The organism is Deinococcus grandis (assembly GCF_001485435.1).
Classification (GTDB): domain Bacteria; phylum Deinococcota; class Deinococci; order Deinococcales; family Deinococcaceae; genus Deinococcus; species Deinococcus grandis.
Genome location: NZ_BCMS01000001.1, coordinates 1,947,630 through 1,971,538, shown reverse-complemented (window position 1 = coordinate 1,971,538; position 23,909 = coordinate 1,947,630). Strand labels below are relative to the sequence as shown.

The following is a 23,909-nucleotide window of genomic DNA, read 5'->3' as shown; positions in this document are numbered from 1 at the left end:
GCCACTCTCATTCACAGTTCAGAACCTTGAGATTCCGTTGATCAACGGGCCGGGGTTCACTTCCCGAAATACTCCGGCAGGTCCGCCTCGGTGACCAGCACCTCGCGCGGTTTGCTGCCCTGATGCTTACTCACGATGCCCATCGCCTCGAGCATGTCCATCAGCTTCCCGGCGCGCGCGTGCCCCACCGACAGGCGCCGTTGCAGGCGCGACACGCTCCCCTGACCCTCCTCGATGGCGATCTGCGCCGCCTGCCGCAGCAGCGGATCACTGAAGTCCATGTTCGACTTGTCGCCGCTGGGCCCGCTGGCCTCCACGCCCCCCTCGAAGTCCGTGCCGTACGCCTCCACGAACGCGTCCTCGAACACCTGACGGCGCAGCTCGTCGGCGATCCGGGCGGACTCCACCTCGCTGATGTACGGCCCCTGCAGGCGGATCGGTTTCACCAGGCCCGGCTGGTAGAACAGCATGTCGCCCATGCCGGTCAGGCGCTCGGCGCCCAGCGCGTCCAGAATCGTGCGGCTGTCGTGACTGCTGCTCACCGCGAACGCGATCCGCGCCGGGACGTTCACCTTGATCAGGCTGGTCAGGATGTCCACGCTGGGCCGCTGCGTCGCCAGCACCAAGTGCATCCCGGTCGCGCGGGCCATCTGCGCCAGGCGCATGATCGCCGACTCGACCTCTTTCGGGCTGGTGATCATCAGGTCCGCCAGCTCGTCGATGATGATCACGAGGTGCGGCAGTTCCGGCTCGCCGACCTGACGCATCTTCGCGTTGAACTGCTCCAGGTTCTTCGCGCCCACCTGCGACATCATCTTGTAGCGCCGCTCCATGTGCGCCACGGCGCCCAGCAGCACGCCCGCCGCGTCCACCGGATTCGTCACGACCGCCCGCACCAGATGCGGAATCCCGTCGTACGGCGTGAGTTCCACCATCTTCGGGTCGATCATCAGGAACCGCAGCTCGGTCGGCAGGTACTTGAACAGCAGACTGGTGATCAGCGTGTTCACGCACACCGACTTCCCGCTGCCCGTACTGCCCGCCACGAGCAGGTGCGGCATCTTCGCCAGGTCCCCGACCATCATCTCGCCGTCGATGCTCTTGCCCAGGATGATCGGCAGTTTCGCCCGCGAACCCTTGAAACTCGGCGCGGCCGCCGCCTGATGGAACGTGATCGGCTCACGCTCCGCGTTGGGGACCTCCAGGCCGATCACGCTCTTGCCCGGCACCGGCGCCTCGATACGCACGCCCCCCACCGCCAACGCCCGCGCCAGATCGTTCGACAGGCCCGCGATGCGGCTGATCTTCTCGCCGGGCGCCGGTTCGATCTCGTACCGGGTGACGGTCGGGCCGCGCGCGTAGTCCACCACGCGCGCCTGCAGGTTGAAGTGCCGCAGCGTCTCGTCGATCAGCCCGGCCCGCTGCCGCGCCGAGATGTCCAGCGCCTCGGTGTTCAGCGCCGCGCCGGGAATCGGGTCCAGCAGCGCCTCGTCCGGGCGGGCCAGTGGCAGCGCGTCCTGCACCGGGCGGGCGTTCGCCTCGCCCGTGAACAGCGGCAGCGGCGCCGAGGGGGTGTGGGTCTGTGGTGAGGTCGGCGCGCGGCGTTCCGGCTGCGGGCTGTCCCAGGGGGCTGGCGTGGCCGCCCGGACAGGGGCGGGTGCCGGGGGAGCCGGGGTCGTGGGCGCCGGGCCGAACGGCAGGTCGTCGTCATCCCAGCCGCTGAAGGGATCCATGCCGCCTGGCGCGTCCTCCAGGCCCGGCACGACCGGATCGGGCCGTACCTCCGGGGTGTAGGCGGGCGCGGCGCGCTGCGGGGTGGGCGGCAGGGTTACCGCCGGGGTGGGCGCAATCGGATTGGGTGCAGCCGCCGGGGGAAGCGGCGTCGCGTCCCAGTCGGGCGCCGCCGGGGCAGCCAGCGGGGTCGGAATCGGGGCAGAAATCGGGGCAGGGGAGAGGTCGGGCGCCGTTCCCGTCAGCGGCGGGGCCGGGGCGACCGCCACCGCGGCTGCCCGCGCGGGGGGCGTCCAGAGGGGCGCCGTCACCACGGCCGGGGCGGCAGCGGTCAGCGGCGCGCCGAAATCGAAGTCCAGGGTGGGCAGCGCGGGCGCCGCCTCCGGGAGGGGCTGCGCGGCCAGCGCCTCGGCGCGGCGGCGGGCGTCGTCCTGCGCGCGGGCCAGCTGCGAGCGCCACCCGGACGGATCGGCCATCACCGCGTCCGGGTCGGCCCCCAGCGCCTCCGCGAGCGATTCGGCCAGCTCGGTCGGCGCGCGGTCGAACGCGGCGGCCAGTTCCGGCCAGCCGACGTACGCCGCCGCGCGGGCCCGCCACGCCGTGAACTCCTCGGCGAGTTCCGCCCATTCGCGGGCGCGGCCCGTGTGCGCGGGCAGTTCGCGCGTCAGCATGCCCGCGTCCGGTTTCCCAAGCGCCTTCTCGGCGGCCTTGCGGTCGCGTTCCAGCCGCCCGGCCCGCTGCGCCAGCCGCTGGACCTCCAGCACCAGCGCCCGGCGCAGCCGCTCCAGCGCCGCGCTCGCCATGGTGCTCGGCAACTCGGCGCTCAGGTCGTGCCGCCCGGCCCGCAGCTCGTTCGCGACCGCCTCCACCTGCGCGCCGGCCTCGGGGGCCTCGGCGGTCACGTCGGCCCGCAGGTCCCGCGCGGCGTTTCCCACGAAGGTCCGCGCCACCTCGCGCCATGCGACCAGCTCCCGGTCCAGGTTCTTCAGGCCCGCCTCGTCCAGCGAGCGCACGTCCCGGCCTGCCGCGCGCAGCTCGTCGTGCAGGCCGGACAGCTCCGGCGCCTGCGGGTAGAGGCGGCGCAGGCCCTCGACCTCGCGTTGCAGGTTCGCCAGTCCCTGCCGCGCCCCCACCCGCGCGCGCGCGGCGTCGCGGCCCTCCTGGCGCGACTCGATCACGCCCTGCACCTGCGCCGCGCCGCCACCCAGCAGCACGCTCAGCGACCGGAAGAAGCCCTTGAGGAGCGACAGCGGGGACAGGCGCAGCATCACCTCGACGCCCAGCGTCAGCGTGAGCAGCGGCAGCAGCGCCGCCGCGTAACTCAGCGTGCGCACCAGCGGGTGCATCGCCAGTCCCGCCAGCTGCCCCGCCTGCCCCGGCTGCGCCACCTCGTGCAGCGCCAGCAGGGACAGCACGACCAGGACGCCGCCCAGCACGCGCCGCGTCAGGTTCGTCACGTCGCGGTTCAGGAACACCAGCGTCCCGTACGCCACCGGCACGACCGGCAGCAGCGTCGCCGCCCAGCCCAGCCAGCCCACCAGCAGCGCCCGCGCCTGCCCCATGAACGATTCCGACCCGGGCTGCGCCGGTTCCATGAACACCGTCACGCCCAGGAAGATCCCGAGCGCGAACAGCACCAGGCCCAGGGCCTCTCCGTCGAACCGGCTGACCGGAGCTGCACCCCTCGAACGCGCCTTCGCCATGCCGCGCAGTGTACTCCATAACACACTGCAATTCCGCACCAGCACGGCATTTCGACCCCTATGCCCCCGGCATGGGTCATGGCAGAATGCCCGGCGTGCCCCTGCACCTTCCCGCCGCGCTGCACGCGGCCCTCTGGCAGCACGCCCGCACCCACCCCCACCACGAGGTCGTGGGCGCCCTGGGCGGCGTCCAGCACGGCGAAACGTGGTGCGTGCACACCCTGTACCCCCTGCCGAACATCGCGCCCGACCCGGCCCGTGAGTACCTCGCCGACCCCACGTACCTGCTGCGCGCCCTGAAGGCCATGCGCGCCGAGCGCCTGGACCTCGTGGGCCTGTACCACAGCCACCCGCGCGGCCCGGACCGGCCCAGCCGCACCGACACCCGGCTGGCCGCGTACGACGTGCCGTACCTGATCGCCGACCTGCGGAGCGGCACCCTGCGCGCCTACCTGCTCCCTGAGGCGCACGAGGTCGCACTGCACGTCACGGAAGGACCGGAATGAGTGCCATTCACGCCCTGCACGGCTTCATCGGCGCCGGGAAGACGACGCTGGCGCGCACGCTGGAACGCGACCTGGGCGCGCTGCGCTTCACGCCCGACGAGTGGATGACCACCCTGTACGGCGCCGACCCGCCCGCCGCCGAGTACCCGGCCCTGCTGGCCCGCGTCCGCGCACTCATGCATTCCCAGTGGACGCGGGCCGTCACGCTGGGCGTCCCGGTCATCCTCGACGAGGGCCTGTGGACCCGCGCCAGCCGCGACGAACTCCGCGCGCAGGCCGCCGCCCTGGGCGTGCCCCTGACCCTGCATGTCCTGCCCTTCGACCCGGCCACCGCGTGGGAGCGGGTCGCCGCGCGGAACGACCAGCCCGGCGCGCATTTCGTCGCGCCCGCCACCTTCGAGCTGTTCCTGCCGCGCTTCGAACCGCTGACGACCGACGAGGAACCCCTCCAGCACGTCGTCCGGCACTGATCAGGGCAGGCGGCCCACGCGTTCGAGCAGCAGGTCGAAGAACTCGGCGTCGCGCACGCCCACCGCCACCTGCGCGTTCGGGGCCTGACCGGTCACGCCGTACAGGTCACAGACGGTGCGCCCTACGTTGAGGCCCTCGGTGGTCTCCACGCTGACGGGCATCGGCTGCCAGTCCAGCAGGTCCGGGCGGATCGCGGCGGCCACCGCCAGCGGGTCGTGCAGCGCCCCGCCGTCCAGGCCGTAGCGGCGGCGGTACACGTCCGCGTAGAACGTGAGCAGCTCGGCGCAGGCCTCTCCCGCGCGGGTGCCCAGGGCGCGCAGCGCCGCGATGCGGTCCGGCCCCGCGACCGCCTGCATGGTCACGTTCAGGCCCACCATCCGCAGCGGCACCCCGCTGGTGAACACGACGTGCGCGGCGTGCGGGTCGGCCAGCGCGTTGAACTCGGCGGCGGGCGTGCGGTTGCCCTGCGCGGTGCTGCCGCCCATCCACACGATCTCCCGGATCAAGGGTGCGAGGTCCGGCGCCAGCCGCAGCGCCAGCGCCACGTTCGTCAGCGGGCCGGTGGGAATCAGGGTCACCTCGCCCGGCAGGGCGCGCACCGCGCGGATGATGAAATCCACGGCGTGCCCGGCCTCCGGGGGACGGACAGGGTCGGGCAGCCCCTCGGCGGGCAGGCCCGAGTCGCCGTGCACGGCCGCCGCCGTCAGCGCCGGGCGCACCAGCGGGCGGTCCGCGCCCACGTACACGCCCACGCCGTCCGCCGCCGCGCCCGCCAGGGCCAGCGTCACCCCGGCGTTGCGGGTCGTGCGGTCCAGGGACACGTTGCCGTGCACGGTCGTCACGCCCAGCACCCTCAGGTCCTCCGGGCTGCCCAGCGCGAGCAGCCACGCCACCGCGTCGTCCAGGCCAGGGTCACCATCGAGAATCACGGGCAGCGGCTGTTTGGTCACGCGCGGCAGCATACCGCCAACAGAAAGAGGCGGCCCCCACCCGGGAAGCCGCCCGCCTGAACGTGGACGTTAAGCCTGGGCGGTGCCGGGCTGCTGCACTTCCTCGCCGCGGATGGTGGCGATGGTCGCCTCCACGAGTTCCGCGAAGCCGCCCTTGTGCATCGCGGCGAGCAGTTCGATGGTCTTCGCGGCGTTCCCCTCGAACGCGAAGCCGGTGTTGTCGAGCTGGCAGCCGTTCATGGCGGTGCCGTCCGTGCCCTTGTACACGAGAAGGCACTCGACGAACGTGCAGTTCTGGAACTGGGTGCCGTCCAGTTCGATGCGTTTCTTGGTGAAGGTCTGGTTCTCGATGGTCTGCATGAGTGGACGTCCAGTGTACGCGAGGGGATCAGCAGGAGGGGGCCGCCCGGTCGCCCGGTGGCCCCCTGTCCTGAGCAGATTTACTTCCCGACGAACACGGCGGTGGTCAGCGCGGGCACCGTCACACTGTTGCCGGTGGCGCGGCTGCTCTTGACGGTCGCGTCGGTGCCTGCCGCCAGTGCGGGGTGCAGGCTGAGGTTCAGGCCAGCCAGCGCCGCGTCGCTGAGGGTCACGCTCTGGCCAGTGGCGTTGAACACCACCACGACGTTCCGGTAGGGGTTGGTGGCACTCACGGCGCCGCTGAGCTTCATGGCGATCACGCCGGGCTGCTGCGCCGGGCCCACGTTCAGGAACGTCAGGCCCTGCCCCACCTGCGCGGCGGTGTCCATGCGGAACAGCGTGCTGGAGTACCGGACGCGCAGCATCTCGCGGTAGTGGTCGAAGGCCCGCTGAATGTCGGCCGCCGACGGTTTCAGGGCCGGGTTGCCCAGCAGGCCGCGGTACAGGTTCCAGTTCGCCTCGTTCTTCTCGGCGGGCGGCAGGCCCTTGCCGAAGCCGTTGCCCTTGCCGGTGAAGTCCAGGGTGTTGAACCAGTCGCCGCTGTTGTAGCTGTCGGTGTCGAAGCTCTTGGAGCGCAGGATCTCGTCCCCGGCGTAGCTGAACGGCAGGCCCTGCCCGAGCAGCACGACGCTGTTGGCGAGGTTCTGCATGCGGGTGCGCTGCGCGGAGGTGGCACTGGCGGGCGCTTTCAGGAGGACCGCGTCGAACAGCGTCTGGTTGTCGTGCGCGCTGACGTACGTGATCGCCTCGCGGGGGCTGGCCGCGTACCCGGTGGGCGCGCCGTTGTAGTTCACCTCGGCGCCCTTCACGGCCTTGCCGGTCGCGTCGGTGAAGCGGTAGTCGCGCAGGTTCCCGGTCAGGCCGACTCGCACCTGATCGGCGAGGCTCAGGGCCCTGGCCTTGTTCGTGTTCGCGGGTTGCCCGTTGGGCAGCACGAACAGCCCGGTCGCGAAGCCCTGCTCCTGCAGGCCGCCGAAGGGGTTCCCGCCGCGCACGGCGTCGCGCAGGCGGTCGTTGAAGGTGCCGATGCCCTGCCCGAACAGGTTCAGTTGGGTGGCGTTCATGCCGCGCCCACCGCCCTGCACCTCGCCGAAGTCCCAGCCCTCGCCGTAGAGGTAGATGCTCCTGCCGTCCACGCCGTCACCTTGCACGGTCAGGGCGTCGAGCGCCTTGCGGGCTGCCTGCATGTCGGCGACCATGTGGTGGCCCATCAGGTCGAAGCGGAAGCCGTCCACCTTGTAGGCCTTCGCCATCAGCACCAGCGTGTCCACCATGAGTTTGCGCATCATGACGTGCTCGGTGGCGGTGTTCGAGCAGCAGGTGCTGTTCTCCACGCCGCCATTGGCGTTCAGGCGGTGGTAGTAGCCGGGCACGATCCGGTCCAGGACGCTGCGGTCCGCCTGCCCGCTGGCGGCGGTGTGGTTGAACACCACGTCCTGCACGACGCGCAGCCCCATGCCGTTCAGCGCGGCGACCATGCGGCGGTACTCCAGGGTCCGCTGGTCGGGATTCACGGCGTAGCTCCCCTCGGGGACCATGTAGTGATACGGGTCGTAGCCCCAGTTGTACGCGTCCTGGTCCTTCACGGCGCCGATGGCCTTCTGCTGCTCGTCGCTGTTCGGCGCGAACTTGCCCAGGTCTCCCGTGGACTTCCACGCCGCCTTGTCCTCCTCGATGGTGGCGATGTCGAAGGTGGGCAGCAGGTGCACCGCCTTCAGCCCGGCGTTCGCCAGGGCCTTCAGGTGCTTCACGCCGTCGCTGGCCGCCTGCGTGAACGCCAGGTACGTGCCGCGCTGCGCCGCCGGAACGGTGCTGTCCGCCGCGCTGAAGTCCCGCAGGTGCAGTTCGTAGAAGCTCAGGTCGCCCGCGGAGCGCAGCGCGGGCTTCTTCAGCGCGTCCCACGCCTGGGGTTTGGTGGCCGGGTCGTTCAGGTCCACGAGCACCGAGCGGGTGCTGTTCCGCGTCAGCGCCACCGAGTACGGGTCGGTCACGAGGTTCGTCTCGACCTTCCCGGTGCTGGGCGCGTACACCTTCACCTCGTAGCGGTAGGCGGCGCCGCGCCAGTTCTGCGCGCCCCTGACCGTCCAGACGCCCTTCGCGTCGCGGGTCATCGGCACGACCGTCTCCTGACCGCCGGGAACGGTCAGGCGTAATTTGACGTCCTGCGAGGTCGGCGCCCACAGCCGCAGCGTGGGGATGTTGCCCTGCCACTGCGCGCCCAGCGCGCCGTCGTACGCGAACAGGTCGTCCAGTGCCCAGGCGGTCTGCACGCCGGTCGCGTCGAGGACCGTGCCGTCCGGCATGACGCTGCTCACCGCCACCTGACCCTGCAACACCGTCCCGATGCGCGCGGCGTCCTCGGCGCGAATGCGCAGCAGCGCGTACCCGCTCAGGTACGGGGCTTTCGCCTTCAGGGCGGCACTCAGGCCCCCCTCGACTTCCTCCAGGGTCAGGCTGTCGCCGCCGTCCACCCCGACCGCCGATAGTTTCAGGCCGCCGCTGCGCGCGGCGTGCAGCGTCAGGAACGCGCCGGGCTGCACGAACTCCGGCTTCACCGCGATCAGGTCACGCGACAGCATCACCGCCTGCGCGCGGGTCAGGTCACCCACAGTGCGCACGCTGGTGTCCGGGCGGGTGGTGTTCACCGTCGCGCTGCCACTGACGATCCACGCCTGATTGCCCATGTCGCTCGTCAGGAACTGATCGGCCCCCGGATCCTTGTTGTCGCCGTTATGCACGATGAACCCCAGTTTCTTCCAGTCGGTCTTCATGGGCACGTCCCAGTACACGCCGAACGAATTCGTGCCCGTGGGCATCAGGGGCTTGCTCCACTCGACCTGCGCGGTGGTGTCCTCCCAGGCGTGCAGGCCCCACCCGTCGTACTTCCCGTCCGGGCGGTAGTAGTTGATGCGGGCCACGCCAGCCGGGACCGGCGGGTCGCTGAGCACGGCGGGCGCACCGTACGCGAATTCGGCCTTGCCGCTCGTGACGGTCACCTCGTTGCCCTTGCTCAGGTCCGCGAACATGTCGGCGCCCGGGTCCTTCTCGTCGCCCTTGTGCACGATGAAGCCGATCTTCGCCGCGCCGTCCTTCAGCGGCACGTCCCAGTACGCGCCGCTCGCGTCCACCCCCGTGGGCGTCAGGGGCTTGCTCCACTCGACCTGGGCGGTGGTGTCCTCCCAGGCGTGCAGGCCCCAGCCGTCGTACTTGCCGTCCGGGCGCACGTAGCGCACGCGCAGGACGTTCTTGGGGATGGGCTGCGCGCTGCTGCTGGCCGCCGGCGTCGCGGCGGGCGCGGTGGCTGCGGGCGCGGCGGCCTGCGCGACCGGCGCCTTGCTCGCGTCCACCGTGAACGGGCCGGCCTTCGCGTACGCGACGTTCAGGCCGCCGGATTTCAGGAACAGTTCGCGGCCGCGGCTCAGGTCGAACCACAGGTCCCTGTCGGCGTCCTTGGTGTCGCCCTTGTGCACGATGAAGCCCAGCTTCTGCGCGCCGGGTTTCAGGGGAATGTCGAAGTACGTGCCGAAGTCGTCCCTGCCGCTCTGGGCCAGCGGTTTGTCCCAGGTGACCTGGGCGGTCGTGTCCTCCCACACGTGCAGGCCCCAGCCCGCGTAGGCGCCGTCCGCGCGCTGGTAGTGCACCCGCGCGGTGTCGGCAGGCAGGGTTGTTTGCGCCGCTGCCGAAGCAGACAGCGCGACCGTCAGGAGGGTCGCCAGTCTTTTCATTGGTGTGGAAATTGTAGCGCTTCCAAACCGGAACGCGGGTGAGGTCGAGGTCACGACCTCCGGTCCGGACGGGCTAAAAACATCGGTCACGACGCTCATTTCCTGACTATCGGGCGACACGGTCCGTGCCTCTCCTTCTGGAAGCGTTCCACGACGGATCAAGCCCCCTTGACCCACCCCACACGCAGCCCGCCCCGCCCGCCCCTACGCTGTGCCCCATGACCGGCACCGGACACACCAGCGACGAAACCCGCGACGAACCTCAGCACGACCACAGCGACGCCGAGAGCCTGCGCCGTATCCCCGCCGACTACGACGACCGTGGCGTGGTGCAGGACAGCCCCGGCAACCCAGACATCGGCGTGGAGCACGGCGAACCCAACCGCCAGATGGACCCCGAGAACGACAACACCAACGACGGATAACCCCACGAGCGGAGGCGGCGCGCCAGTGCATACGGCGCGCCGCCTCCCTTGTCTGTTTCGTCAGAAGCGCAGTTCCAGCCCCAGGCCAGCCCCGAAGGTCCCGGCGCTCGTGCCCCGCACGAAGGCGCGCCAGCCCGCCGGGCCGAACACCGGACCGCGCAGGCCCGCCTCGCCGTAAAGCGCGTACACGTTGTCCCCACCGGTGGAGGGCAGCAGGGCCTGCCCACCCAGCGTGGCAAACGCGTCCACCTTCGACAGGGGAATGTTCAGGTCCCGCAGCGTCAGGCCCAGCGCCACGCGGTTGAAGGTGGTGTCCGTGACGCGCCAGGGCCGCTCGGCGCTGCCCTCCACACCCACCGTGCCGACGAACGGGATGGGCAGCAGCGCCGCGCCCGCGTGCACGCCGAAGCCGCCCGTCGTGGCGTCCGCCCCGGCCCACGCCACGGCGGCCGAGGCAGGCGCGGAGAGGGTCAGGGCGGCCAGCAGAGGAAGGAACCGGGTCATGCGCGCAGCGTACCAGCCGGGCAGGTGAGAACGTGACGGAGCGTTCAGTGCGGGCTGACCGCTTACTTCGGCAGCCACGTCTGCCCGCCCCACCGTTCACCGCCGCGCCCGGCCCACAGGACCGCGCCGCCCAGCACAAGCGAGGCCGCGCCCAGCAGCCACAGCGGCCAGGACAGACCCAGGCCCACCTGCAGCACACTCCGGGACGGCTGCCGGGGATCGTAGTGCACGGCCACCGATTGCCCCACCGGGTACCGCGCCAGCACCCGCCGCGCGCCCCGCAGGGACGTGCTGTTCAGCCGGAAGAAGTTCAGTCGCTCGCCGCTGTACGTCTGCCCACTGGCGCGGTAGGTGTAGTTCACCTCGGGCCGCCAGCCGCGCCGGTCTGCGAAACGGCCCCCCGGCACGGCCTGCGCCCGCGTGACCGTGCCGGTCGCCACCGGCCAGCGCGCCGCCCGCAGGGATTGTCCCGACTGCCACACCCCGAAACCCAGCAGGGCCGCCCCGACGAGCAGCAGAAGCAGGGGCACGGCCGGATAGCCAGGGCGGGGACCGCGCGGGGGACGGGGCATGTCCCGCAGTGTCGCCGTCCCTCCTGCGGGCACGGTCCGGGTTGGGTCCGGATACCTTCATGAACGCGCTGCGGGCGTCAGCCGTCCAGCCGGACCTCGGCCACCTTGGCGAGCATGCGGAACGTCTGGAACAGGTGGTACGCGTCCGGGCTGTGCCAGCCGACCGTGACGGCGTCCACGCGGGTCACGCCGGGGACGCGCTCGCCGGCGTCCGCGCGGGCCTGATGGTTGAAGCTGACCTGCGCGTGCGCGGGCCAGCGGGTCACGTAGGGCGTGGCGTCGCCCGCCGCCTCCACCGCCCGGCGCGCCCCGTCCCGGATGCGGCGCTGCGCCTCACGCGGGTGCAGGTGCGCCGCCGCGAAGGCACTCAGGCCCTCCTTCACGGGCACCGTGACCACCCCGGCGCCCAGTTCCGCCGTGATCTCGCCCATGGCCACGTCGTCCCCGGACGCGAACAGCACCGGCACGCCGTAATGCCCGGCCAGCAGGGCGTTCAGGCCGTACTCGCCGGTGCTCACGCCGTTCACGACCACGTCCCGCACGAAGCCGTTCCAGGTGTGCGCCAGCGGCCCGCGCACGCTTCCGGCCCGCGCGTGGTAGCCCACGAACAGCAGGCCCACCACCCCGGGCTCCTGCACGCCCTGCACCATGCTCAGCGGCTTGTCGCTACCGCTCGTGAAGCGCACCCCGTCGGGCAGCAGTTCCGGGATCAGGTTGCGCATGGTGTCGTGACTGTCGTTCACGAGCACGTCGGTCGCCCCGGCGTCCAGCGCGCCCTGCGCGGCGGCGGCCGCCTCCAGCGTCATGCGTTCGCGGGCACGTTCGTACTCCGCGCCGCTCACCAGCCCGCCGAATTCCGGGGGGCTGACCTGCACCCAGCTCGAGACTCCGGTCACGCCCTCCATGTCCACACTGATCACCACTCGCCGCTCGGTCATGGCTGGCAGCCTACGTCAGATGGGCCTGCCGGGCGCGGGGCAGGTGGTGCCGTCCACCCGCCCGTGAATCCGTACACACCGTGACGCGCGGCCGCCCCGTTGCGGCGCGGGCGTGTTAGCCTCATTCGTTATGAGCCGCGTGCCCCTGAAATCCGCCCGTGAAATCGAGATCATGCGCCGCGCGGGCGCGCTCGTCGCTGACACCTTCCGTGTCCTCGCGCCGTTCGTGAAACCCGGCGTGACCCTCAAGGAACTCGACCGACTGGCCGAGGAGCACATCCGCAAGGCCGGGGCAATCCCCGCGTATGTCGGGTACGGCCCGAAGAACAACCCCTTCCCCGGCACGATCTGCGCCAGCGTGAACGAGGTCATCTGCCACGGCATCCCCGACGCCCGCGAACTGAAGGACGGCGACATCATCGGCGTGGACATCGGCGTGCTGCTCGACGGGTATTACGGGGACGCCTGCACGACCTACACGGTCGGGCAGGTCAGCGCGGAGGTGCAGGGCCTCGTGGACACCACCCGCGAGTCCCTGAAGAACGCGCTGGAACTGGTGAAACCCGGCGCGCGCCTGGGGGACATCGGCCACGCCATCCAGAGCCTCGCGGAGGCGCGCGGGTACGGCGTGGTGCGCGAGTACACCGGGCACGGCATCGGCAAACGTCTGCACGAGGAACCCACCGTCCTCCACTACGGCGCGCGCTACACCGGCCTGAAACTCCAGCCGGGCATGGTGTTCACCATCGAACCCATGATCAACCTGGGCCGCCCCGAGACGCGCCTCCTCGCGGACGGCTGGACGGTCGTCACCGCGGACGGCAGCCCCAGCGCGCAGTTCGAGCACACCGTGGTCGTCACCGCGAAGGGCCACGAGATCCTGACCGTGTGAACAGGCCCGCCGCGCCGACCCCTCCGAAATTCCCGCGTGGTGGCGTCCGCGCGCCCAGCTCCGACCAAATTGAGGACGAGGCGACCCTGCGCGGCGCGCTGTTCGAGGGGGGCGACTGGCCCGCCCTGGCCGCGCTGCACAGCGTCACCTTCGCCGGGTGCGTGTTCCGCCGCGTGAACCTCACCGGCAGCACCTGGGAGCGGGTGCGCCTGCTGGACGTCCGCTTCGAGGACTGCGACCTCAGCGGCGCGCGCTGGACGGACGTCAGCCTGGACCGGGCCGAGGTCACGGGCTCGCGCCTGCTGGGCCTCCAGGCCGCCGGGGTGCGCCTGCGGCACGTCCGCCTGACCCGCGTCCACGCGCCTCTGAGCGTCTGGCAGCGCGCCGACGCCCTGCACCTCCACCTGAGCGGCTGCGACCTCAGCGAGGCCAGCTTCATGGAGGCGAAACTGCCCGGCACGGTTCTGCGGGACTGTCGCCTGCACCGCACCGACCTGCGCGGCGCGCAACTGGACGGCGCGGACCTGCGCGGCAGCGCCCTGGGGGGCGTGCGCGCCGGGGCGGCCGACCTCCAGGGCGTCACGGTGGAGGCCGCGCAGGTGCTCGACCTCGCGCACCTGCTGGGCGTGACCGTCGCGGAACGGCCCGGCGACGCGTAGGCCACCGGGCACCCTCGCCTGTCCCTCAGCTTTCCAGCGCCAGCCAGGTGTTCGGCCCGACAATCCCGTCAGCCGTCAGGTTCCTGCTGGCCTGGAAGGATGTCACGGCGCTCTCGGTGGCGGGACCGAACGCGCCGTCCACCGTGACCGGGTACCCGCGCGCCGCGAGCTGCCCCTGCGCCGCCTGTACCGCCGGGCCGCTGTCCCCACGCCGCACGGTGCGGATCAGGCGTTCCCAGGTGGCCGACCCGATCAGGCCGTCCGGCGTGAGGCCCGCCCCCGACTGGAAGGCGCTGACGGCGCTGGCCGTGCCGCTGCCGTAGCTGCCGTCCGCCGTCAGGGTCTGCCCGGCGGCGATCAGCAGGCGCTGCGCGCTGCGCACCCGCTCGCCGGTCATGCCGGTCTTCGTGGTGGGCCAGATGCGCACCTGCACGCCCAGCCGCGCCGCCACGTCCGCGCGCAGCTGCGGCAGTTTCGCGTACAGCACGTCGCCGGGACAGTCGGTGTTGTTGAAGTCCCGGTGCCCGTACAGCTCCGTGGCGGGAATGCCGTACTGCTGGCACAGCCACGCGCACAGGCTCACCAGCGCGCCGTACTGCCCGGCGGGCGGCGAGACCGTCATGTACGTGCCCTCGTTCTCGATACCCACCGCCACGTCGTTCTGCCCGTCGCAGTGGGCGCCCTGCACGTGCTGCGTGCCGCCCTGCGCGGCCTCCAGGCTGCGGTGCCGGCCCTCCAGGACGTACCCGCCCCGGCTGACCGTGAACTGCTGCCCGGAGTCGATCCACCCGCGCGAGAAGTGACTCTGCTGGATGGTCCGGGCCAAGCTGAACGCCTGCGCCTGCGACAGGTCCGTGGTGTTTGCGCTGGCCGTGTGGTGCACCAGGATGCGGGTGGGCCGCGCCGCGAGCAGCACGATGGGCGATTTTGCCGGTTGTGCCAGCCACGCCGCGCACGTCGAGACGCCCGGCGCGGCGACCGCCAGAGCGTTCAGCCGTTCGGGCACGCGCGTCAGGGGCACGCCGCAGCCCGCCAGGACGGCACTGGCACTCGCCAGCAGTCCCAGGCGCAGCACGTCACGCCGGTGCACGTTCATCGTTTCCTCCGGGGGGCGGAGGTGGCGTACGGGGCGCGCTGCCGGGGCCGTGCGGACGCCGTGCGGATCGCGTGGCCGGGCGTCCGGGGAGCCGCGCTGCCCGTCAGGGACCGGCTGATTTCCGCTGACGCAGTGGCTGGCGCGGGGCGCGATGTGGGCAGGGTGACGGGGACTGCGGCCTGACCGGGACTCAGCGGTGTCGTCATGGTCAGTTCCACGCGCAGTGGACGTGGTTGCTGTGCCCGCCGGTCGGGTCGTGGTACGCGTCGAAGGTCTGCCCGGGGTCGCTGCCCGCCGCGATGCAGGCGTTGCGCGCCGCCGTGTGCGAGCTGCTCGGGCTGCTCAGGCTCACGCCGTTCCAGATGCCGATATCGAACGCCAGCCCCGCGTAGTGATCCGAGTACGTGGAGTGCACGCCGCCCGCAATGGAGGTCACGTAGAAGCTGTTGCTGCGCGACAGGTCGGACATGCCCTGCAACATGCTCTTTTTCAGGTACACGGTCAGGCCGCAGTTGGCGTTGCTGGCGCAGCCGCGCGTGGCGGCCTTCCCGGCGGCTGTGTCCAGCAGGTTCTGCCGGGGGCTGCCATTCGTGGTGCTGCTGCTCGTGCCCAGCGTGACGCGGCTGGTGTTCAGGATGCTCTGCGCGAGGCTGGCGGCGGTGCCCGACCCGCCGGTGCTGGCCCCGGTCACCAGGGCGTTCCAGGTGTTCAGGCCCACCACACCGTCCGCGCTCAGGCCTCGCCTGCCCTGGACGTCCCGCACGGCGCTGTCCGTGCCCGCGCCGAACGCGCCGTCCACGGTCACGCCCGTGTACCCGTACCCGCTGCGCAGCTGATCCTGCACGGCGCGCACCGCGTTGCTGTTGTCGCCCTGTCGGACGGTCACGATCAGTTTCTCCCAGGTGTTGCCGCCCACGATGCCGTCCACCGTCAGGCCGTTTGAACCCTGGAAGGACCGCACGGCGCTGTCCGTCCCGGCGCCGAACGCGCCGTCCACGCTCAGGGTGTAGCCGCGGTGGCGCAGCAGGTACTGCAGGGTGACCACGTCGCGGCCACTGTCCCCCTGCCGCAGCGCCTGCCACGTCAGCACGGACTGCGCGCCCAGCGTGGGCGCAGAGGACAGCGAGGCCGGGGTGCTCGGCGCGGCGCAGCCCGCCAGGAGGACCGTCAGGAGGAGGGGAAGACGAAAGCGCATGGATGAACCTCCGGAACACGCGTGGGGAAAGGGCCCCGGATGCCAGGGTGGGCACCCGCAGGAGTTGAATTGACGCGTGACCCCGACTGTAGCGTGTCCAGCCCGCCCGGCGGCGGCAAGGTGGTGCGCACCAGTCGGGCGGAGCGAAGAGCCCCCGGCGCAGGCTCGGCGGCAGGGGAGAGGGTCAGCTCAGCGCGACCTGAGCAGCTCCGTGTGCGGCGCGCCGAAGCGGTCACGCAGGAAGTGCCCCTGCGTGAGCATCCGGTCGGCGGCGGCGTGATCGTGGTGCAACAGGTCGTCCAGGCCCTCGTTCAGGCGCTCCAGCTGCTCGCGCAGTAACCCTTCCGGGTCGCGGCCCTGGGCGCGAAGCTGCTCGCGTCCGGCGGGCGTGAGGTGCTGGTACGCCCGCAGGGTCTCCGGCAGGTACTCCAGGCGGATCTGCGACAGCATGGTCCGCGAGCGCTCCTCGGCGGGTGGGGGCGTGTCCTCCAGGCGGCACAGCAGGGCCAGCGCGTACAGGCGGTGCGGTTCCGGCAGACGCAGGGCGAGGGTGGGCGCGTCGTCCCCGGCGCTGGCGTGGGGAGGGGGGGCGGGCAGGGCCGGGTGTTCCTGAGTCACGCGGGCGGGGAGGAAGCCGCGGCGCAGCGCCTCGCGTTCGAGTTCATGACGGTGGATCATCTGGCGGCGCAGCAGCGGGAAACCGAACACGCTGCCGAAGAACAGGGCGGGGACGACGATCGCTTCAAGGTCCATGGGGGTCACCTCCGGGAGGGCTGATGCGCCCGACTGTACCCGCCGGGCATGAGCGGCTCGTCCCCCGAAAGGCGGACCTGCCGGGCGCGGCCTCTACAATTGGGGGATGACTGTGTACTGGACCGGGGTGACGCCATCAGCGGCGTGACCTTCAAGGGAAAACGCCCGCGTGATCTCGCGGACGACGCGGCCGTCAGCGTGCGCGGCGTGCGCAAGAGCTTCCGCTCGCCGGGCGGCGCCGAGACGCGCGTGCTGGACGACATCGACCTCGACATCCGCCGCGGCGAGTTCTTCAGCCTGCTGGGCCCGTCCGGCTGCGGGAAGACAACGCTGCTGCGCATCCTGGCGGGCTTCGAGAGTCCGGACGCGGGCGCGGTGCTGATCGGCGGGCAGGACATGACGGGCGTGCCGCCCCACAAGCGGGACGTGAACACGGTGTTCCAGAGTTACGCGCTGTTCCCGCACATGACCGTGCAGGACAACGTGGCGTTCGGGCTGCGGATGAAGGGCGTGCCCGCCGCGCAGATCCGGGGGCGGGTCTTGCAGGCGCTGGAGCGGGTCCGCATCGCGGATTTCGCCGCGCGCCGCCCGGATCAGCTGTCCGGCGGGCAGCGGCAGCGGGTGGCGCTGGCGCGCGCCATCGTGAACGAACCGCAGGTGCTGCTGCTCGACGAACCGCTCTCCGCGCTGGACCTGAAGCTGCGTAAGGAGTTGCAGGTGGAACTCGCCAACCTCCAGGAAACGCTGGGCATGACCTTCGTGTTCGTCACGCACGATCAGGAGGAGGCGCTGGTCATGAGTGACCGCATCGCCGTCATGAACCGGGGCCGCGTGGAGCAACTGGGCCGCGCCGAGGAACTCTATGAGCGCCCGAGGACGGCGTTCGTGGCGAACTTCCTGGGCAGCAGCAACCTCATCCCCGGCACCGTCCTGACCGTGGACGGCCACGAGGCGACCGTGCAGACCGAGCATGGCCCGCTGCGCACCACCCACGGCGTGGGCCTGCGCCCCGGCCAGAGCGTCACGCTGTCCGTCCGCCCCGAGAAACTGCGCATGGAACGCGACGACGAGACCGAAGGCAACGAGATCCGCGCCCGCGTGGACGACATCGTGTACACCGGCGCCGAGAACCAGTACCTCCTCCAGGCCGGCGGGCAGCAGCTCGTCGCGTTCCAGCTGAACGCCGACATCGGCGCCGACGAGGACTTCGACTACGACGAACAGGTCGCCCTGTACCTGCCGCCCGACAACCTCGTCGTGCTGGAAGAAGCATGACGGGGGTTGATAGTCGAAAGGTGATGGTTGATGGAACACCCCTCTATCAACCATCAACCTTCAACCATCACCGTACCGCAGGTGCCCCGTGCTGACTTTGCGGCGGTTCTTCGCCACCCTGGGGCCGGGCGTGCTGTGGCTCGCGGTGTTCCTGATCGTGCCCGCGCTGGTGATGCTGGGGTACTCGTTCCTGACGCGCACGGATCTGGCGCAGGTGGGCGGCCCGTGGACGCTGGAGTCCTGGGGGCGGGTGTTCGGATACGACGCGCTGTTTCAGGAGTGGACGGGGGACAACGTGCGGGTGCTGTGGCGCAGCGTGTGGGTCGCGACGCTGAGCACGGCGCTGTGCGTGCTGATGGGGTACCCGCTGGCGTTCTACATCGCCCGGCAGGACGCGCGGCGTAAGAACCTGCTGCTGCTGCTGCTGATCATCCCGTTCTGGACGAACTTCCTGATCCGCGTGTACGCCTGGATCCTGATCCTGCGCCCCTTCGATCTGGTGCCCAGCCTGACCGCCACGCTGCTGGGCATGGTGTACGCGTTCGTGCCGTTCTTCGTGCTGCCCGTGTACTCCAGCGTCGAGAAGATCGACTGGCGCCTGCTGGAAGCCGCCGAGGACCTCGGCGCGCCGCCCGTGCGGGCCTTCCTGAGCGCCGTGTTCCCGCAGACCCTGCCCGGGCTGGTGGCGGGCATCCTCCTGACGTTCATTCCCGCGCTGGGCACCTTCGTGGTCAGCGACATCCTCGGCGGCGCGAAGACGGCCCTGGTGGGGAACCTCATCCAGAACCAGTTCGGGCAGGCGGGCGACTGGCCGTACGGCAGCGCCCTGAGCTTCCTCCTGATGGGCGCCGTGTTGCTGGGCCTGTGGGCGTACGCCCGTGTGGCCGGGCAGAAGGGCCTGGAGGAACTCGTATGAGGCTGCGCCAGTTGAAAGTCGATGGTCGATGGTCGATGGATCACCTATCAACCATCGCCCTTCGACCATCGACCGCCCGGAGGGCGCTGTGATCCGGCGGACGCATCCGGCGCTGAGTGCGTGGGCGTGGCTGGTGTACGCATTTCTGTACCTGCCGATCATCGTGCTGGTGGTGTTCTCGTTCAACGATTCGCGCTTCGGGGCGACGTGGGCGGGGTTCACGACGAAGTGGTACGGGGTGCTGTTCGCCCGCGCGGACGTGCGCGAGGCGCTGGTGCACACGCTGGAGATCGCCCTGATCAGCACGCTGGTCAGCACGGTGCTGGGGACGCTGGTGGGCCTGGGCCTGTGGCGGTACACGCTGCGCTTCCGCACGGCGCTGACGGGGCTGCTGGTGCTGCCCATCGTGGTGCCGGACGTGGTGATGGGCGTCAGTCTGCTGATGTTCTACTCGTTCGTCCGGCAGGGCCTGGAACGGGCCGGGTGGAGCTTCGACAACGGCTTCTGGACGGTGCTGCTGGCGCACGTGACCTTCCAGATCAGTTACGTGGCCCTGACGGTGCGCTCGCGGCTGGCCGGGTACGGCCCGGAACTGGAGGAAGCGGCGCGTGACCTGGGCGCGAGCGGCTGGGAGTCGTTCCGGCGGATCATCCTGCCGCTGGCGATGCCGGGCGTGCTGGCGGGGGCGCTGCTGGCGTTCACGCTGTCCCTGGACGATTTCGTGGTCACGTACTTCACGAGCGGGTCGGGCTTCAGCACGCTGCCCGTGCTGATCTACACCAACGTGAAGCGAGGCGTGACGCCGGACATCAACGCCCTGAGTGCGCTGCTGGTCCTCGTGACGGTGGTCGCCATCGTCGCGGCGAACGCGCTGCTGCGCCCCCGGAGAGGCGCGTGAAGCGGGCCGCGCTGCTGGCCGCTGCGGGCCTGCTCCTCCTGACCGGCTGTTACCGCGTGCAGAAACCCCCGCAGGCCCAGACGGGCGCGGCGGTTCCGGTGACGCGCGGGGACGGGAAGACGCTGCGGGTGTTCATCTGGTCGGAGTACATCGACCCCGAACTGGTGAAGGCCTTCGAGAAGGCGAACGGTGTGCGGGTCGTGCTGGACACCTTCGAGAGCAACGAGGCCATGCTCGCCAAGCTGCAGGGGGGCGGGGCGCAGTACGACATCGCCGTGCCCAGCAACTACGTCGTGCAGACTATGGTCCGCGCCGGACTGCTGCAACCTCTGGACAAATCCCAGATCCCCAATCTGAAGAACATCGCCCCAGGCTTCCTGAACGCCGACTACGACCCGGCCAACGTGTACTCCGTGCCGTACCAGTACGCCGCGACCGGACTGGCCTATAACCGAGAGCGGTACGTGCCGCGGGACACCTGGGCGGAGATCTTCGGCCCGGACGACCGCCGCTCGTTCGTGCTGCTCGACGACCCGCGCGAGGTGATCGGCGCGGCACTGAAGTTCCTGGGCTTCAGCGCGAACACCACCCGCGTGGGGGAGCTGCGCGCCGCGCGCGACCTGCTGCGCCGCGTGGTCGCCAAGAAGGGCTTCCAGGGCTTCGACGGCGGGCCCGGCACCCGCAACAAACTCCTGGCGAAAACCGTGGACCTGGGGCAGATCTACGTGGGTGACCTGCTGATCGCCACCGAGGAGGACGAGAACGTGCAGGTGCTGCTGCCCCGCCAGGGCACGACCATCAGCATGGACACCCTGGTCGTCCTGAAACGCAGCCCCAACCCCGAACTGGCCCACCGCTTCATCGATTTCATCCTGGACGCGGAGAACGGCGCGCAGCTGAGCAACTACACCTACTACGCCACGCCGAACGCCGCCGCCCGGCCGTACCTGGACGACTTCCTGAAGGACATCCCGGCGCTGAATCCGCCCGCCGCGTGGCTCACCGACGGCCGCCTGGATTTCATCGGCGAACTGCCAGCGGGGCGCCCGCAGCGGCTGTACGACCGCATCTGGACGGAACTCAAGAGCCGCTGAGCGCGGTCGGCAGGGGAGACCGGCGGGCTCTCCTGCTGACGACGTGACCTGTGCAGACCACCCGGCAGGGCGGCGGGTGCATCCAATCGTCACTGTATTCATGAGAATGGGCTGCGGGTCACTTTGGCGGTTCGTCCTGTCAAATGAAACCCGCAGCGTTCATGAGCCGATCAGTTGCAAGATAGTGAATGAATATGCAATCCGGCGTGTCGAATGGGAAAATCAGTCCTTGACCGAAACAGGATAGGCCAATATATTTAGCTCGCTGGAAAACGAAATCAGGAACCAAGACCCCGGCTGCGCGCCGGACCTTGTCGTATTTCCTTTCACGCACCCTGGAGGACCCCCATGAAAAAAGCCCTGACTCTTGCCCTGGCCCTGACGGTCGGCACCGCTGCCGCCCAGAGCGCCTTCGTCTGGCCCGCCGCCTGGACCGCCGAGCAGAACACCGCGAACAAACGCGGCGGTGAACTGCGCCTGTCCGCCATCAGCGACTTCAAGACGATGAACCCCTTCACCAGCAGCGAGGCGGACAGCATCCCCGACCGCATGGAGACCGGCGCCGGCCTGTTCACGCAGGACCCCCGCAACGACGAGTTCATCCCCTATATGGCCGCCGCCCCCGCCGTGGTCAGCAACAACAACAAGCGCTTCGTGGTCAAGATCCGCCAGGGCATGAAGTTCAGCGACGGCCAGGCCATCACCGCCGATGACTGGGTTACCACCTGGAAGATCCACACCGACGACAAGGTCGGCAGCAACAGCCGCGACACCTTCTTCCTGGTGGGCAAGCCCATCACGGTCAAGAAGCTCGACAACTACACCCTGCAGTTCGACTTCCCCCAGCCCAGCGCCAGCGCCCTGAGCATCATGAGCTACGCACCCTGGCCTGACCACGTGTTCGGTAAGGCCTACCGTGAGGGCGGTGCCGACGCCGTCAAGAAGATGTGGGGTCTCGCCACGCCCGCCAGCCAGATCGTCAGCCCCGGCATGTGGGTCGTCGACTCCTACCGCGCCGGTGAGCGCACCGTGTTCAAGAAGAACCCCAACTGGGGCGACTGGAACAAGGACAGCCGCGGTCAGGAACTGCCCTACCTGAACACCATGTCCGTGCGTATCGTCGCCGACGCCAACGCGTCCCTCGCCGCCTTCCTGGCCGGTCAGATCGACACCGTCGGCATGCGCAACGCCGACGACCTGGCCCAGACCAAGAAGGCCATCGACAACGGCAGCCTGAAGGCCTTCCTGAAGGCGAACGTCAGCCCCCAGGCCACCAGCCAGTGGATCACCTTCAACTGGAACAAGGCGGGCGACCCCGCCAAGCAGAAACTCTTCCGTGACGTGCGCTTCCGCCGCGCCATGAGCCACATCGCCAACCGCCAGGCCATGGTGCAGCTCGCCCTGGGCGGCCTGGGCAGCGAGACGTACTTCAGCACCTACCCGATCTTCAAGCAGCAGATCGACGCGGGCCTCGCGGCCGGCGCCCCCCAGTACAAGTACGACCTCGCGCAGGCCAGCAAGCTGCTCGCGCAGATCGGCTACACCAAGAAGAACGCCCAGGGCTACCTGGTCGACAAGAGCGGCAAGGTCCTGGAATTCAACCTGAGCACCAACGCGGGCAACACCGTCCGCGAGCAGCTGGGCCGCATCTTCGCCGACGAGGCGAAGAAGGTCGGCGTGAAGGTCAACTTCACCCCCATCGACTTCAACACCCTGGTCGGCCAGCTGACCTCCAAGGGCGAGAACCGTCCCTTCGACGCCATCCTGCTGGGCCTCTCCGGCGGCAGCAACATCTGGAGCTTCGGCAGCAACGTCGTGCCCTGCGGCACCAACCTGCACTCCTACAACAACCCCACCGACGGCAAGTGCGCCACCAGCCAGGAACAGCTGATGACCAAGCTGTACTACCAAGGCGACGCGGAACTGAACGACGCCAAGCGCCGCGCCATCGGCGGCCAGCTGATGAAGGCTGAAGGCGAACTGCAGCCCGTCATCTACCTCGTGGGCGGCAACTACCACGTGGCCTTCAACGAGCGTCTGGGCGGCGAATTCACCGCCAGCATGATGGACGCCTACTACGGCCACCGCCTCCAGGCCCTGACCTTCATCAAGTAAGCGACCAGAGCAGCACGCTGCTCCCACGGGGGGTGGTCCGCCCACGCGGACTGCCCCCCACACCCATGACGCCCCCGGAGAGCCCGCATGATCCCATTCCTCCTGCGCCGACTGGTGCAGTCCATTCCCACCCTGTTCCTGGCCAGCATCCTGATCTTCTTCGTGATCCAGCTGGCCCCCGGCGACTTCCTGACGCCCGCCAAACTCAACCCGAACATCAGCCCCGAGGCGCTGGCCGCACTGGAACGCAACTTCGGCCTGGACCGGCACCCCATCGAGCAGTACTTCCTGTGGATGAAGAACATGCTCTTCAACTTCGACCTGGGCCTGTCGTTCTCGTACCAGCAGCCCGTACTGGACGTCATCAAACCCCGCATCGCCAACTCGATGTACCTGGTGCTGCTCTCCACCCTGCTGTTCTACGCCATCGCCATTCCCATCGGCGTGTTCGGCGCCGTGCGGCAGAACTCGCTGGGCGACAAGACCATCAACGTCATCCTGTACTTCCTGCTGGGATTCCCCAGCTTCTTCCTGGCGCTGATCGTCATCTACTTCATCCTGCAGGTCCGTTCGGCGACCGGCCTGGACATCCCGATCAACGGCATGACCAGTAACGGCTTTGACAGCATGACGCCCGTCCAGAAATTCCTGGATATCGCCAAGCACCTCCTGATCCCCGCGGTCATCTTGGCCGTCAGTGACGCCGCCGGACTGACCCGCGTCATCCGCGGGCAGATGCTGGAAGTCATGCGTTCGGACTACATCCGCACCGCGCGCGCCAAGGGCGTCAGCGAACGCACCGCCATCTGGAAGCACACCTTCCGCAACGCCATCCTGCCCATCGTGGCCGGCATCGGCGGCCTGCTGCCCGGCGCGGTCGCCGGCGCCGGCTTCATCGAGGTCGTGTTCGCCTACCCAGGCATCACCCCGATGATCCTCGACGCCCTGAACGCCCAGGACCTGTATCTCATCGCGGGCTTCACCGTGATCACCACCGTCCTGCTCGTGATCGGCAACGCCCTGAGCGACATTCTCCTCGCGGTCGTTGACCCGCGCATCAAGGTCGGCTGA

General features: G+C 70.0%; 21 protein-coding genes. 11 read left to right on the top strand and 10 right to left on the bottom strand.

Annotated elements, in window-relative coordinates; all coding sequences use genetic code 11:
• Positions 1–56: 56 nt before the first annotated feature.
• A complete protein-coding gene (locus DEIGR_RS09715; protein ID WP_058976796.1) occupies positions 57–3,434 on the bottom strand; it encodes a DNA translocase FtsK in 3,378 nt (1,125 codons plus the stop codon).
• An 86-nt stretch (positions 3,435–3,520) separates the two neighbouring features.
• Here DEIGR_RS09715 and DEIGR_RS09710 point away from each other — a divergent pair, with 86 nt between their 5' ends.
• Both DEIGR_RS09710 and DEIGR_RS09705 read left to right on the top strand, forming a co-directional pair.
• On the top strand, positions 3,521–3,940 hold the full coding sequence (locus tag DEIGR_RS09710) for a Mov34/MPN/PAD-1 family protein (RefSeq protein WP_058976793.1): 420 nt from the start codon (positions 3,521–3,523) through the stop codon (positions 3,938–3,940).
• On the top strand, positions 3,937–4,410 hold the full coding sequence (locus DEIGR_RS09705) for an AAA family ATPase (RefSeq protein WP_058976791.1): 474 nt from the start codon (positions 3,937–3,939) through the stop codon (positions 4,408–4,410). Before DEIGR_RS09710 ends, DEIGR_RS09705 begins: the two co-directional genes overlap by 4 nt.
• Here the strand turns inward: DEIGR_RS09705 and DEIGR_RS09700 are convergent, their stop codons facing one another.
• From DEIGR_RS09700 to pulA, 3 genes are all read right to left on the bottom strand, one after another.
• Positions 4,411–5,373, bottom strand: a complete 963-nt coding sequence (locus DEIGR_RS09700) for a nucleoside hydrolase (protein WP_058976790.1) — start codon at positions 5,371–5,373, stop codon at positions 4,411–4,413. It lies immediately after the preceding gene.
• A 57-nt stretch (positions 5,374–5,430) separates the two neighbouring features.
• On the bottom strand, positions 5,431–5,721 hold the full coding sequence (locus tag DEIGR_RS09695) for a hypothetical protein (protein ID WP_046844711.1): 291 nt from the start codon (positions 5,719–5,721) through the stop codon (positions 5,431–5,433).
• Positions 5,722–5,801: 80 nt separating this feature from the next.
• Positions 5,802–9,506 (bottom strand): pullulanase-type alpha-1,6-glucosidase, encoded by a 3,705-nt coding sequence (gene pulA / locus DEIGR_RS09690; protein WP_058976787.1) that lies wholly within the window; start codon positions 9,504–9,506, stop codon positions 5,802–5,804.
• Between the two features lie 218 nt (positions 9,507–9,724).
• Between pulA and DEIGR_RS09685 the strand changes: the two genes are divergently transcribed.
• Positions 9,725–9,931 carry a hypothetical protein gene (locus DEIGR_RS09685; protein WP_058976786.1) on the top strand — a complete coding sequence of 69 codons (207 nt, stop codon included), beginning with the start codon at positions 9,725–9,727 and terminating at the stop codon, positions 9,929–9,931.
• A 60-nt stretch (positions 9,932–9,991) separates the two neighbouring features.
• Here the strand turns inward: DEIGR_RS09685 and DEIGR_RS09680 are convergent, their stop codons facing one another.
• The 3 genes from DEIGR_RS09680 to DEIGR_RS09670 form a co-directional block, all read right to left on the bottom strand.
• Positions 9,992–10,435, bottom strand: coding sequence for a hypothetical protein (locus DEIGR_RS09680; protein WP_058976783.1), 444 nt, complete (start codon positions 10,433–10,435; stop codon positions 9,992–9,994).
• Positions 10,436–10,497: 62 nt separating this feature from the next.
• Positions 10,498–11,007, bottom strand: a complete 510-nt coding sequence (locus tag DEIGR_RS09675; protein WP_058976781.1) for a DUF3592 domain-containing protein — start codon at positions 11,005–11,007, stop codon at positions 10,498–10,500.
• A gap of 77 nt (positions 11,008–11,084) precedes the next feature.
• Positions 11,085–11,945: a M55 family metallopeptidase gene (locus tag DEIGR_RS09670; protein ID WP_058976780.1), complete on the bottom strand. Its 861-nt coding sequence runs from the start codon at positions 11,943–11,945 to the stop codon at positions 11,085–11,087.
• A gap of 130 nt (positions 11,946–12,075) precedes the next feature.
• Here DEIGR_RS09670 and map point away from each other — a divergent pair, with 130 nt between their 5' ends.
• The gene (gene map, locus DEIGR_RS09665; RefSeq protein WP_058976778.1) at positions 12,076–12,837 is read left to right on the top strand and encodes a type I methionyl aminopeptidase; all 762 of its coding nucleotides are present in this window, start codon (positions 12,076–12,078) and stop codon (positions 12,835–12,837) included.
• The gene (locus DEIGR_RS09660; protein ID WP_058976776.1) at positions 12,834–13,496 is read left to right on the top strand and encodes a pentapeptide repeat-containing protein; all 663 of its coding nucleotides are present in this window, start codon (positions 12,834–12,836) and stop codon (positions 13,494–13,496) included. Before map ends, DEIGR_RS09660 begins: the two co-directional genes overlap by 4 nt.
• 25 nt (positions 13,497–13,521) lie before the next feature.
• Here DEIGR_RS09660 and DEIGR_RS09655 read toward each other — a convergent pair whose 3' ends face one another.
• The 3 genes from DEIGR_RS09655 to DEIGR_RS09645 all read right to left on the bottom strand — a co-directional run bounded on the left by DEIGR_RS09655 (position 13,522) and on the right by DEIGR_RS09645 (position 16,540).
• A complete protein-coding gene (locus DEIGR_RS09655; RefSeq protein WP_058976774.1) occupies positions 13,522–14,592 on the bottom strand; it encodes a peptidoglycan recognition protein family protein in 1,071 nt (356 codons plus the stop codon).
• Between the two features lie 208 nt (positions 14,593–14,800).
• On the bottom strand, positions 14,801–15,787 hold the full coding sequence (locus tag DEIGR_RS09650; protein WP_083523994.1) for a peptidoglycan-binding domain-containing protein: 987 nt from the start codon (positions 15,785–15,787) through the stop codon (positions 14,801–14,803).
• 189 nt (positions 15,788–15,976) lie between these two features.
• Entirely contained in the window at positions 15,977–16,540 is a 564-nt protein-coding gene (locus tag DEIGR_RS09645) for a hypothetical protein (protein WP_058976773.1), read from the bottom strand.
• A gap of 144 nt (positions 16,541–16,684) precedes the next feature.
• Here DEIGR_RS09645 and DEIGR_RS09640 point away from each other — a divergent pair, with 144 nt between their 5' ends.
• The 6 genes from DEIGR_RS09640 (at position 16,685) to DEIGR_RS09615 (ending at position 23,909) form a co-directional block, all read left to right on the top strand.
• A complete protein-coding gene (locus DEIGR_RS09640) occupies positions 16,685–17,815 on the top strand; it encodes an ABC transporter ATP-binding protein (protein WP_236704716.1) in 1,131 nt (376 codons plus the stop codon).
• A gap of 88 nt (positions 17,816–17,903) precedes the next feature.
• Positions 17,904–18,731 carry an ABC transporter permease gene (locus tag DEIGR_RS09635; protein ID WP_058976771.1) on the top strand — a complete coding sequence of 276 codons (828 nt, stop codon included), beginning with the start codon at positions 17,904–17,906 and terminating at the stop codon, positions 18,729–18,731.
• Positions 18,732–18,819: 88 nt separating this feature from the next.
• Positions 18,820–19,629: an ABC transporter permease gene (locus tag DEIGR_RS09630; RefSeq protein WP_058976769.1), complete on the top strand. Its 810-nt coding sequence runs from the start codon at positions 18,820–18,822 to the stop codon at positions 19,627–19,629.
• Entirely contained in the window at positions 19,626–20,723 is a 1,098-nt protein-coding gene (locus DEIGR_RS09625; protein WP_058976767.1) for a polyamine ABC transporter substrate-binding protein, read from the top strand. The genes DEIGR_RS09630 and DEIGR_RS09625 overlap by 4 nt, the downstream gene beginning before the upstream one ends.
• A 348-nt stretch (positions 20,724–21,071) precedes the next feature.
• On the top strand, positions 21,072–22,838 hold the full coding sequence (locus DEIGR_RS09620; RefSeq protein WP_058976763.1) for an ABC transporter substrate-binding protein: 1,767 nt from the start codon (positions 21,072–21,074) through the stop codon (positions 22,836–22,838).
• A gap of 87 nt (positions 22,839–22,925) precedes the next feature.
• Positions 22,926–23,909, top strand: a complete 984-nt coding sequence (locus tag DEIGR_RS09615) for an ABC transporter permease (RefSeq protein ID WP_058976762.1) — start codon at positions 22,926–22,928, stop codon at positions 23,907–23,909.